The 11,897-nt window shown below is 66.6% G+C and carries 11 protein-coding genes; 7 read left to right on the plus strand and 4 right to left on the minus strand.

Annotated features, from left to right (window positions below; all coding sequences use genetic code 11):
- Window positions 1-144: 144 nt before the first annotated feature.
- From AC1RHV_RS05395 to AC1RHV_RS05410, 4 genes are read left to right on the plus strand one after another with little or no spacing between them, the layout of a single operon-like run.
- Window positions 145-819, plus strand: coding sequence for a cupin domain-containing protein (locus tag AC1RHV_RS05395; RefSeq protein ID WP_119451397.1), 675 nt, complete (start codon window positions 145-147; stop codon window positions 817-819).
- Window positions 816-1,928: a flavin monoamine oxidase family protein gene (locus AC1RHV_RS05400; RefSeq protein WP_492299970.1), complete on the plus strand. Its 1,113-nt coding sequence runs from the start codon at window positions 816-818 to the stop codon at window positions 1,926-1,928. The genes AC1RHV_RS05395 and AC1RHV_RS05400 overlap by 4 nt, the downstream gene beginning before the upstream one ends.
- The gene (locus tag AC1RHV_RS05405; RefSeq protein ID WP_492299972.1) at window positions 1,925-2,995 is read left to right on the plus strand and encodes an alcohol dehydrogenase catalytic domain-containing protein; all 1,071 of its coding nucleotides are present in this window, start codon (window positions 1,925-1,927) and stop codon (window positions 2,993-2,995) included. Before AC1RHV_RS05400 ends, AC1RHV_RS05405 begins: the two co-directional genes overlap by 4 nt.
- Window positions 2,996-3,020: 25 nt before the next feature.
- A complete protein-coding gene (locus AC1RHV_RS05410; protein ID WP_492299974.1) occupies window positions 3,021-4,244 on the plus strand; it encodes an MFS transporter in 1,224 nt (407 codons plus the stop codon).
- 15 nt (window positions 4,245-4,259) lie between these two features.
- On the opposite strand, the gene AC1RHV_RS05415 is transcribed toward AC1RHV_RS05410, so the two are convergent.
- On the minus strand, window positions 4,260-4,721 hold the full coding sequence (locus AC1RHV_RS05415) for a GNAT family N-acetyltransferase (protein WP_054456388.1): 462 nt from the start codon (window positions 4,719-4,721) through the stop codon (window positions 4,260-4,262).
- Window positions 4,722-4,897: 176 nt separating this feature from the next.
- Between AC1RHV_RS05415 and AC1RHV_RS05420 the strand changes: the two genes are divergently transcribed.
- Together AC1RHV_RS05420 and AC1RHV_RS05425 are read left to right on the plus strand one after the other, a co-directional pair.
- Window positions 4,898-5,926, plus strand: a complete 1,029-nt coding sequence (locus tag AC1RHV_RS05420; protein ID WP_492299976.1) for a MerR family transcriptional regulator — start codon at window positions 4,898-4,900, stop codon at window positions 5,924-5,926.
- 90 nt (window positions 5,927-6,016) lie between these two features.
- The gene (locus tag AC1RHV_RS05425; protein ID WP_054456386.1) at window positions 6,017-6,703 is read left to right on the plus strand and encodes a GntR family transcriptional regulator; all 687 of its coding nucleotides are present in this window, start codon (window positions 6,017-6,019) and stop codon (window positions 6,701-6,703) included.
- Between the two features lie 15 nt (window positions 6,704-6,718).
- Here the strand turns inward: AC1RHV_RS05425 and AC1RHV_RS05430 are convergent, their stop codons facing one another.
- Window positions 6,719-7,603 (minus strand): LysR family transcriptional regulator, encoded by an 885-nt coding sequence (locus AC1RHV_RS05430; protein ID WP_492299978.1) that lies wholly within the window; start codon window positions 7,601-7,603, stop codon window positions 6,719-6,721.
- 154 nt (window positions 7,604-7,757) lie between these two features.
- Here AC1RHV_RS05430 and AC1RHV_RS05435 point away from each other — a divergent pair, with 154 nt between their 5' ends.
- On the plus strand, window positions 7,758-9,269 hold the full coding sequence (locus tag AC1RHV_RS05435; protein WP_492299980.1) for an MFS transporter: 1,512 nt from the start codon (window positions 7,758-7,760) through the stop codon (window positions 9,267-9,269).
- A 26-nt stretch (window positions 9,270-9,295) separates the two neighbouring features.
- Here AC1RHV_RS05435 and AC1RHV_RS05440 read toward each other — a convergent pair whose 3' ends face one another.
- The gene (locus tag AC1RHV_RS05440; protein ID WP_054456383.1) at window positions 9,296-10,579 is read right to left on the minus strand and encodes a cystathionine gamma-synthase family protein; all 1,284 of its coding nucleotides are present in this window, start codon (window positions 10,577-10,579) and stop codon (window positions 9,296-9,298) included.
- Window positions 10,580-10,867: 288 nt separating this feature from the next.
- A complete protein-coding gene (locus AC1RHV_RS05445; RefSeq protein ID WP_054456382.1) occupies window positions 10,868-11,881 on the minus strand; it encodes a response regulator in 1,014 nt (337 codons plus the stop codon).
- Window positions 11,882-11,897 lie beyond the last annotated feature (16 nt).

Here is an 11,897-nt window from a genome sequence, read left to right on the forward strand (position 1 = left end):
AAAGTTTTTCTTTCAATCAAAGGTAGTTTATCTGGTTTGTCCGCGGCTGCCGATTGGCGAAGAATACGCCCTTTCAGCAGCCAATTTCAGCATATGGCAACCAAGGGCCGGACATCACCTTGGAATAGCTTTTCTACCAATATCATGCTTATCAACGCCGATTTCTCACGCAACGCCATCGTGACGCCGGAGCAATACCAATGGGTGCCGTCGCCGCAGCACGGCGTGGAACGCATGATGCTGGACCGCGTGGGCGGCGAACAGGCACGCGCCACCAGCATCGTGCGCTATGCGCCGGACAGCCGCTTTCCGCCGCACGCGCATCCCGGCGGCGAAGAAATACTGGTGTTGTCCGGCACCTTCTCCGACGCCAGCGGCGACTATCCGGCAGGCTGGTATCTGCGCAATCCGCCGGGCTCCGCCCATGCCCCTTCCAGCAGGAACGGCGCCACCATCCTCGTCAAATTGCGGCAGATGCCTGCGGATGAACAATCCGTCGTACGCATCGACACGCGCGATCCCGCCGCCTGGACGCGCGAGCGCGGCGGCGAAATCTGCCCGCTTTACTCCGCGTCCTATGAGCAGACCTGTCTGCGGCGCCTGCCCGCCCATGCACCGCTGCCGCGGACCGCAGCCGTGCATGCGGAAATACTGGTTCTGGCCGGATCGATTGCCGACGGACAAGCTTCTTATCCGCAAGGCAGCTGGCTGCGGCTTGCCCGTGGCGCGCAAGCCGCACTCGACGCCGGCGCCGAGGGTGCCACCGTCTATCTGAAGACCAACCATCTGCCGGACCCGAACGGCGGGAGCCAGCCATGACGACGTCAGTGGACACCGTCATCATCGGAGGGGGACTCGCGGGCCTGTACGCCTCCCTGCTGCTGCAGCGGCATGGCGCCGGCAGCCATATGCTGCTGGAAGCACGCGACAGGCTGGGCGGCCGCATCCTGGGCGCCGGCTCCTACGATCTGGGCCCCACGTGGTTCTGGCCAGCGATCCAGCCCAGGCTTGGCGCCCTCGTCCGCGAGTTCGGCTTGTCTATCATCCAGCAACACGAAGCGGGTTTCATGATGGTCGAGCGTTCAGGAACGCCGGTACGTATGCACAGCTACCCCAGCCATCCGGAGTCCTTCCGGCTAACCACTGGCATGAGCGGCCTGATCGATACCCTGCTCGCACGCCTGGATCCGACATGCATCAAGCTGGGCCGGACCGTGACCCGGCTGCATGCCACAGGCCGCGCCATCGAGGTGCATGCGCGGGACGGCGAGGGACGAGCCAGCGTCTTTCAGGCCTCGCAGGTGCTGCTGGCCGTCCCTCCGCGCCTGGCGCAATCCCGTATCGCTTTCGACCCTCCGCTGCCGAGCGCGCTGGCAACGCAATGGCGCGGCACGCCGACCTGGATGGCTCCCCATGCCAAGTACCTCGCCGTCTACGGTTCGGCATTCTGGCGCGAGCAAGACATGTCTGGCGCAGCCCGCAGCAGCCGGGGACCTCTGGCCGAGGTCCACGACGCCAGCACCCCGCAAGGTCCTGCCCTGTTCGGATTCGTAGGCATGCCCGCGGCGGCGCGCCGGTCGGCAGGCCAGGACGTGTTGATGGCCCTCAGCCGCGCGCAGCTCGCCCGGTTGTTCGGCCCCCTGGCGCTCAAGCCCGAGCGGGAGTTCTACAAGGACTGGGCGCAAGACCCCGACACCTCGACGGCTGCGGACTGCGGGGATGGCGGCGCGCACCCGGCAGCACCCGCCGTTGCCGCCGAGACTGGCGTATGGGCGGGTCGCTTGGCCGGGATAGCCAGCGAATGGTCCGCCGCATTCCCCGGCTATCTGGCTGGCGCCATCGATGCCGCGGACGCGGGCGTGAAGTGGCTGCTGAACTGCGCTGCACCCTCCCCCAATGCGGTCCCGCCTGGAGCCCCCGCCCAATGACACGCCTCCCTTCCACCTATCGCGCCATTCGGACCACCGCGCCCGGCCGGCTCGAGTTCGTTGAATTGTCCACGCCCGAACCCGGCCCCGGAGAAGTACTGCTGCGCGTCGAAGCTTGCGGCGTCTGTGGCGCCGACGCGGCCGATATCGACAATCCGGCGCTGCAACGGCCGCGCGTCCCCGGGCATGAAGCCGTCGGCCGCATTTCGGCGCTCGGCGCGGGCGTCGACGCCCGCTGGAAGATCGGCCAACGGGTCGGCGTGGGGCGCCTGGGCGGTCATTGCGGCGCCTGTACGCAATGCCGCCAGGGCCTCTTCAATCTGTGCGCGAATCAACCGGTAGTCGGCGTTACCCGGGATGGCGGTTATGCCGAGATGATGCTGGCCCGGGCGACCGGACTGGTTGCCATACCCGACGAGCTCGACGCCATGCAAGCCGCCCCGATACTTTGCGCCGGCATCGCCACCTTCAACGCGCTCCGGAAATCCGGAGCGCAGGCCGGCGATCTCGTTGCCGTGCTGGGCATAGGCGGCCTGGGCCACATGGCGTTGCAATACGCCCGCCGCATGGGCTTGAAAGTGGCGGCAATCGGCCGGGGCCTGGACATCACCGCTGACGCCTTGCGCCTGGGCGCCCATGTCTACATCGACAGCAACGAGGAAGACGCCGCGCAACGGCTCCTCGACATGGGCGGCGCACAAGCGCTGATCGCCACCATCACCGACACGCAGGCCGTGTCCGGGGCCATGCGCGGACTGGCTCCGCAAGGCCGCACGATGTTGCTGGGCGTGGGCCGCGACCCGCTGGCGGTGCCGCCCGGCTTTCTGGTGGGCGGCGAGCGCACCGTTGCCGGGTCCATGACCGGCACGCCTTGGGAAACTGAAAAAGCGCTGAATTTCAGCGTACTTGCAGAGGCGCTGCCCATGGTCGAGACTCTACCCCTGGAGCGCGCAGCTGATGCCTTGCTGCGGCTGAAGTCCGGCGATGCGAAGTTCCGCGTGGTCCTGACCATGGACGGCGCGCGGGAACCGCAACGCGCTCGGCAAATCAACACCCATATCAACTAAAAGCACGACTCTCGAGGAGACCCACTTGTCCGCATCAACCCCGGCGCCATCGGCCGCACCCAGCGCTGAACTCACGCCGCAGGCGCAGCGCGGCAACATCGCCCGGCTGACAATCGCCCAGGCGCTGGCAGGCGCCAACGCCGTCGTGGTCTACGCCACCGGCGCCATCGTCGGCGACATGCTGGCGCCGGACAAGGCGCTGGCGACCCTGCCCATTTCCATCTTTGTGGTCGGCATGGCCGCCTGCATCCTTCCTGCTGGCGCCATCGCCAGGCGCCATGGCCGCCGCGCGGCATTTCTTGCCGGCACCGCCTGCGGCGTGCTGGTGGGCCTGCTGGCCGCCGCCGCCATCGTGCTGAGTTCCTTCTGGCTGTTCTGCCTGGGCACGTTCTTCGGCGGCGCGTACGCCGCCGTCGTGCTGTCGTTCCGCTTCGCGGCGGCCGACGGCGTGTCTCCCGCCAGGCGCGCCCGCGCCCTGTCCTTCGTGATGGGCGGCGGCGTGCTGGCCGGCGTGGTCGGCCCGCAGTTGGTCACGTACACGATGTACCTGTGGCCCGTCCACATGTTCGCGGCGACCTATCTCATGCAGGCGGCGGTAGCAGCGGTCTCGGCCCTGGTCCTGCTGGGCGTGCACCTGCCCATGCCCAGCGCGGCCGAAGTTGCGGGCGGACGGCCGCTGGGCGTGATCGCGCGCCAGCCGCGCTTCATCACGGCGGTGGTCTGCGGCGCCGTCTCCTACATGCTGATGAATTTCCTGATGACCGCCGCGCCGCTGGCCATGCATCTTTGCGGCCATTCCCAGGAAAGCGCCAACCTCGGCCTGCAATGGCACGTCATCGCCATGTACGGCCCCAGCTTCTTCACGGGACGCCTCATCACGCGTTTCGGCGCCGGACGCATCGTCACGGCGGGCCTGGCGCTCACCGGCCTGTCCGCGGCCATCGGCCTGACCGGGATCGATGTGGCCCACTTCTGGGTGACCTTGGTCCTGCTGGGCCTGGGCTGGAACTTCGGATTCGTGGGCGCGTCGGCCCTGGTTCTGGAATGCCACCGGCCGGAAGAAAAGACCCGGGTGCAGTCGCTCAATGACTTCATCATCTTCGGCACCATGGCGGTCGGCTCCTTCGCATCGGGCGGCCTGCTGGCGGCCTATGACTGGGCGACGGTGCTGTGGGTTTCGTTCATTCCCCTGGCGATCGCAGCGGTCGCGCTGCTGGCCGGGTCTGCCAAGTCGCGGCAACAGGCCTGAACCCGGCCGTTCGGCTCAACCGAGGTCGCCGGATACCGGCGGCCTCGCGATGAATGCCTGCTTGCCATGCCTGTCAAAACCCGCGGACTCGTAGAATCGAAGGGTCGCTTCGTCCTTTCTACCGGTCATCAACATGACCTTGTAGCAATTCCCGCCCCAGGCGAACGCCAGCGCCTCGTCGAGCACCGCCTTGGCAAGGCCCTGACGCCGGTAAGCGGCATCCGTCACCACGTTCTCGATCACGCCATAGGGCCGACAACCACGCGTCAGATTGGGAATGACGGTAAGCGTGCAGCTTGAAGCGAGCTTGCCGTCGGCATACGCGCCAAAAACCCTGTGCCGAGTGCTTTCCATCAGTTCCTGCCAGACCGCCGCGACCGCTTGCGCGCCCGGCAGGGGATCATCCGCTGGATGCAGATGCCGATACAAATCCAGCAGACTCGACAACTCGGAAGCATCCAGCTCACGGATATTCATTGTTCGTTTCCTCTTCGGGGGACGCCCATTATTCCAGCAACGGCCAAGGCCGCCGCTCAAAATCGCTGGATCCCATCGCCCGACGTGTCAGACTAGCTGCCGCCCGCGGTAACTCTTGACCCTCACGCAACGTCATGTCCCAGAGTTCGTTCCGCGCCATCAACAGGAGGAATGCCGTGCAACTGAAAGTAGGAGAACTGGCCAGGCGAAGCGGGCTGACTGTCCGCACGCTGCACCACTATCACGCGATCGGGCTGCTCACGCCTTCGGCGCGCGCCGACAACGGCTATCGGCTGTATGGCCGCGACGACATCGCCCGGCTGCATCAGATCCAGGCGCTGCGCCGCTTCGGATTGCCGTTGGCCGAGATCGGCGCTTATCTGGACCAGCCCGACACTCCCATGGACGAAATCATCGCCAAGCAGATCGCGATGCTCGACCGCCAGATCCAGCAAGCCTCCCGGCTGCGCGAGCGTCTCGCCCAGCTGCAGGGCCAGTTGGCGCAAGGCAAGGAGCCAGAGCTGGCCGATTGGCTCACCACTCTGGAACTCATGACCATGTACGACAAATACTTTTCCCCCGATGAACTGGCCCGCCTGCCCATGTACCGCAGCAGCCAGAATGGCGACGCCGACTGGCTCGCGCTGGTCAAGGAGGTGCAGGCGCAGATGGATGCCGGCGTCGCGCCCGAAGCGGCGCAGCCGCGCGAACTGGCCTTGCGCTGGATGACCCTGCTGCTGCGCGACACCAATCGCGATCCGCGCCTGCTGGTCAAGCTGAACCGGATGCACGAACGCGAGCCCTCGATGCAGGCGCACATGGGCATCTCGCCGGCCTTGCGCGATTACGTGCTGCAAGCCTTCTCGGAAAGCAAGCTGCGGATCTACGAGAAGTACCTCACGCCGGACGAGGCGCGCTACATGCGCGAGCATTACGGCGATCGCATTGGCGAATGGCCCGAACTGATGGCCGAGGTGCGCGACGCTCTCGACGCGGGCGTGGCTCCGGACTCGCCCACGGCCCTGGCGTTGGCCCGGCGCTGGCTGGACCTGTTCCGCAGCTATGCCGGCAACGACCCCGCCACCCAGGCGAAATTCCGCCACGCGCTGATGACCGAGCCCGAGCTCACCGCCGGCACCTGGACTGATGACGCCACCCTGTCGTTCATGCGGCAGGCGATGGGCGCGCTGGCGGCGGCGCGCTAGCGCGGGTCCGCCCAGCCATGGGCAGGCCCGCTCCCCGCCGGGCCTGCCCATTTGCTAGACTGACCAGCCCTGTCCCTCGCCTGCCCCAACATGTCCCAGGAAGTCCGCCCCGACCCCAGCGCCGACGATATCGCCAAGGAAATCTCGGCGGCCATCGTCGCGCACAAGCTGCCGCCCGGCACGCGGCTGCGCGAAGAGGCGCTGGCGGGGGTGTATCAGGTCAGCCGGACCAAGATCCGCGCCGCGCTGCTGATGCTGTCCAAGGACAAGCTGATCAACATCGTGCCGGACAAGGGCGCGTTCGTGAGCAAGCCGGACGCGAACGAGGCGCGCGAGGTCTATGCGGTACGGCGCATCCTGGAAGCAGCGCTCGCACGCGAATTCGTGGCGCGGGCAACGGCGGCGGACTACCGCCGCATCGACGCCCATCTGGCCGCGGAGCGCCGCGCGCTGGAAGGCGGCGACGTGCAGGAACGCAACCGGCTGCTCGGACACTTCCACATTCTGCTGGCCGAGACCGTAGGAAATTCCGTGCTGACGGGGATGTTGCGCGAACTCTCGGCCCGCAGCGCCGTCATCACCGTGCTGTATCAAAGCTCGCACGATGCCAGCTGCTCGTCGCAGGAGCATCACGCCTTCATCGAGGCCGCCCGCGCGGGCGATGCCGACCGTGCCTGCGCGCTGATGGACGCGCATCTGGAGCATGTGCAGACGGCTCTGGATTTCAAGAACGGCGGCCGCAGCGGCGGCGACCTGGTCAGCGCCCTGCTCAGCTGAAGCCGCCCCCCCGCGCTACGGCTGCGCCAGCGTCCCCGCCAGCAACTGGCCCATGCGCTGCTGCAGCCAGAGTTCCGTCTCGCTCAGGCTGCCGCCCCTCAGCCACAGCGTACGCACGGACAACATGGGCAGGAACAGGTCCGCGCAGCGCACGCTGACGAGCTCGTTGCTGAAACCCTGGTATTCGCCGATGTTCAGCGGCAGGATGGCCCAGCCCACGCCATTGGCGGCCATGGCAGCGATGTTGTAGCTGCTGTCGGCCCGCCAGACCGACGGGCTCAGCACCACCTGGTCGACGCCGTCCATCTGCATGAGCAACTGCCGGTGACGCGCCAGGTCATTGCGCCCGACCTCGGGCAGCGCGGCCAGCGGATGGCCCTGCGCCACGAAGATGCCCTGCGCCACATTGCCCAGATGGCGATGGGCGAAGGCGCTGCCCGGATCGCCGCGATCGAACTGGAAGGCCAGGCTGGCGCGGCCCTGTTCCACGTAATCGGCGACCTCCGTCGCGGTGCCGTTGAGCTGGGTCAGCTCCAGCGCCGGATAGCGTTCGGCCAGTTCCTTCAGCAACTGGTCGGCCACCAGATAAGGCAGCCCTTCGTCCAGCGCGACGCCCAGGCGCGCTTCGCGCCCGGCGGCAAACGACAAGGCGCGCTGCTCCAGCGCGCCTGCCTGGCGCAGCAGTTCCTGCGCCTCCTGCAACATGACCTCGCCGGCGGCCGTCAGGGTTGCGTTGCGCCGCGACCGGTCGAACAACTCCACGCCCAGGTCCGCTTCCAGCAAGCCTACCGAGCTACTGATCGCCGACTGCGCCCGGCCCAGGCGTCGCGCCGCCGCCGAGAACGATCCCGATTCCGCAGCGGCGACGAAATGACGTAGCTGATCCAGTGTCCATTGCATGTCTCGACTCCTCGTTATCCATCTATTTTATAGATGGTTTCAAACTTTTTTATGCGAATTGGAAGATGGATAATGGCGCCCTCTGAGACCCGGCCAATCCCGGCCCCGCCCGCGTTCGCGGCGCGGCAGGCGTTTCAGTTTCAGGAGTAGAACCATGCAGCGGACTGAACCGAACGCTGTCGCCACGGCCGCGCCCGGCCGCTGGCTGGTGCTGGCCATCGTGTCCAGCGCCTTGCTGTTGATCGTGGTCGACATGACCGTCCTCTATACCGCCCTGCCCCGGCTCACGCATGAATTGAACGTCAACGCGTCGGAAAAGCTGTGGATCGTGAACATCTACGCGCTGGTCGTGTCCGGCCTGCTGCTGGGCATGGGCACGCTGGGCGACCGCCTCGGCCACAAGCGCCTGTTCATGGCGGGGCTGGTCGTGTTCGGCACGGCGTCCCTGTGCGCGGCCTACTCGCCCGGCGCGGCCACGCTGATCGCGGCGCGCGCGCTGCTGGCCGTGGGCGCCGCCATGATGATGCCTGCCACGCTGTCCATCCTGCGCCTGACCTTCGCCGACGAGCGCGAACGCGCCATCGCCATCGGCGTATGGGCCTCGGTTGCCTCGGGCGGCGCCGCGGTCGGCCCGGTGGTGGGCGGCGTGCTGCTGGAGCATTTCTGGTGGGGTTCCGTGTTCCTCATCAACGTGCCCATCGTGCTGCTGGCGCTGCCGCTGGCCTGGCGCCTGATTCCTGCCAGCCGTCCGGACGCCTCGCGCCCCTGGGACCTGCCGGGCTCATTGCAGGTGATGGCCGGCCTGATCCTGTGCGCCTACGCGCTGAAGGAGCTGGGCAAGACCGACCCGTCCTGGCGCGACGCCGGCCTGGCCTGCGCTGCGGGCGCGGCCATGCTCGCCGTGTTCGTGCGGCGCCAGCGCGCGCGGCCTTATCCGCTGATCGACTTCGCCATCTTCCGCAACCTCAGCTTCAGTTCGGCCGTGGCGGCTGCGCTGTTCGCCGCCGCTGCGCTGCTGGGCATGGAGCTGGTGTTCAGCCAGCGGCTGCAACTGGTCATGGGAATGTCGCCGCTTGAAGCCGCGCTCTTCATCCTGCCGCTGTCGCTGGCCGCTTTCATCGCGGGTCCGCTGGCGGGCTGGCTGCTGGGCCGCGTCAACAGCGCCACCATGCTGTTCCTGTCGTTGCTGATGTCGGGGCTGGGCATGACCGGCTACCTGCTGAGCTATGACGCGGCGCTGCTGCCGCAGATGGTCAGCCTGTGCGTGCTTGGCGCCGGCATAGGCGCCACCATGACCGCGGCGTCCAGCACCATCATGCAGAGCGCCACCCCGGAGCGCGCCGGCATGGCGGCCTCGATCGAAGAGGTGTCGTACGAGCTGGGCGGCGCGCTGGGCGTCACCCTGATGGGATCGATCCTGTCCGGCGTCTATGCGCACACGCTTGCCGTGCCGGTTGGCCTGCCCCAGTCCGACCTGGCGCGCGACAGCCTGGACCAGGCCCTGATCGTGGCGGACGGACTGTCGTCGGACCTGGGCATGGCCTTGACCCGCCTGGCCAAGACCGCCTTCGACACGGGCTATGCCGCAGTCATCGCCACCGCGGCTCTGATGCTGCTGGTCACGGCGGGGTTCGTGCTATTCAACCGGCGGCGCATGGCAGCCTGAAACAGGCCTGCCATGCCGGCCCCGGCTCAGCAGTTGCGGAAGGCGTGGTCCATGTCGGCGATCAGGTCTTCCTCGTGCTCCAGTCCGATCGACACGCGCACCAGCCCCTCGGACACGCCGGCCGCGTCGCGCTCGGCCGCCGGAACGCCGGAATGCGTGGTGGACGCCGGATGGCAGATCAGCGATTCGGTGCCTCCCAGGCTGACGGCCGACTTGAACAGATGCAGCGCGTTGATGAAGCGGAACGCCTTGGCGCGCCCGCCCTCAAGCACGAAGGCGAAGGTCGAACCCGGCCCGGTGCACTGGCGTTTGTAGACTTCCTGGTAGGCCCGGTCCGCAATCATCTCCGGATGGAAAATCTGCACTTTTTCATGCGGATTGCCGGACAGCCACTGGGCCACCTTGGTCGCCGTGCGCGCGGCCTGCTTCATGCGCAGCACCACGGTCTCCATCGAACGCGTGATCATCCAGCAGGAATGCGGGTCCAGCTGAGAGCCGAACGCGCTGCGGATGGCTCGCACCTTCTTGACCAGCGTCTTGCTGCCGGTGACCGCGCCCGCAACCAGGTCGCTATGGCCGCCCACATACTTGGTCAGCGAATACACGCACAGGTCCACGCCATGCTCGGCCGGTTTCTGGAAGATCGGGCCCAGCAGGGTGTTGTCGCACACCGACACCGGACGATAGCCGTGCCGCGCTTCGAAGGCGTCCAGCTCATTCTTCATGGCCTCGAAATCGATCAAGGCATTGGTCGGATTGGCGGGCGTTTCAACAAAAAACAGACGCACCGGCCCCTGCGCCGCCGCGGCCTCCAGCGCTGTGCGCATGCTCTTGGCCGACAGGCCGTCCTCGACGGCATGCGAACCTATCCCCCACTCCGGGAAAATCTTGGAGATCAGGGTTTCGGTGCCGCCATACAGCGGCACGGATTGCACCAATTGATCGCCGGGCCGCAAGAATGCCAGGAACACGGCGCTGATCGCCGACATGCCGCTGGAGGTCACCGCGGCGTCTTCCGAACCATCCAGCAGCGCCAGGCGGTCCTCGACGATTTCCAGGTTGGGATGGTTGAAGCGGCTGTACACCAGCCCCGCGGACTCGCCCTGGGGCAAGGGTTTGCGGCCCGAAACCAGATCGAAGAACGCCGCGCCATCCTCGGCCGAGCGGAACGCGAAGGTAGACGTCAGGAACACCGGCGGCTTGACCGCGCCCTCCGACAGGAAGGGGTCGAAGCCGTACGACATCATCTGGGTTTCGGCATGCAGCGGGCGGCCGAAAATGTCCTTCTTGTGGTAGCTGGAGTAACTCATGCTATGCCTCTCTGTCTGGTTTCCGGGTGCCCGGCCGGGCCGTCGGGCTGGCGCTTCACGCATGCGAAAACAATAGCGCCGCCCGCCTCGGGCTGCATGGAAGAATGACAGTAGCCGGCCGCAAGAGTCCTTCCGCTTGCATCGTCCGGCGAGGACAGTGAGAAACAATATTTCCCCTTATGGGGATTTCCTGAAAGGCGCTGCCTGATTACCTCAACTTGGCGCAATCGACAGGAAAATCATGAAACCCGCGGAGGATGGCTGGCGCAGCCTGCCTGCGGCCGCGCCCTACATCACCCCGGGAACAACGCGATTGCGGCCCTGCCGCTTGGCTTGATAGAGGCCTCGGTCGGCCACCTGGATCAGGTCGGTGCAGGGCTGGTCGCCTTGCGGCACCGCCGTGGCCGTGCCGATGCTGACCGTCAGCCACGGGCCGTCGCCAGTGTCCTTCTGCGGAATCTGCAAGGCTTCCACCGCGCGGCGCAGCTTCTCGGCGGCCAGGCGCGCGCTGCCGGCCGGGGTGCCAGGCAATACCAGCGCAAACTCCTCGCCGCCAAAGCGCGCCGCCAGGTCGGTGGACCGGTCGCAACTGGCGAAGATGGTGTTGGCCACCCGCTTGAGCGCCTCGTCGCCAGCGATGTGGCCGTAGGTGTCGTTGTAGGCCTTGAAGTGGTCCACGTCGATCATGAGCATGCTGATTTCGCGGCCGTCGCGGCGCGCACGCTGCCACTCGGCATTGAGGTATTCGTCGAAATAACGGCGGTTGCCCAGGCCCGTCAGTCCGTCGGAATTGGTCAGCCGGCGCAACTCCATATTGCTTTCCAGCAGTTGCTGCTGGCTCTGGCGCAAGGCCTGGTAGGCCTCGTCGCGCTGCACCAGGGCCAGGTAGGAGCGCGAGTGGTAGCGGATGCGCGCCACCAGCTCGATGGAGTCGGGCAGCTTGACCAGATAGTCGTTGGCGCCGGCGGCAAAGGCCGCGCTCTTGATCGCCGGATCTTCCTTGGTGGACAGCACGATGATGGGGATATCGCGCGTCACTGGATGACCACGGTATTCCTGCACCAGGCTCAGTCCATCCACGCCCGGCAGCACCAGGTCCTGCAGGATGACGGTGGGCCGGGTCTGGATCGCCACGGCCAGCGCCTTTTCCGGATCCGAACAATAGTGGAAGTCGATGTTGCCCTCCGTGGCCAGGGCCCGCCTGATGGCCTCGCCGACCATCACCTGGTCGTCGACGAGCAACACCATGGCCGCATGCGAATGCAGGTTCGCCGAAGCCGAGCTGTCAATGGGAGGTTGCATAGTGAGTCCTTGAATG

Source organism: Achromobacter sp. GW823-FHT04E03, from assembly GCF_058796095.1.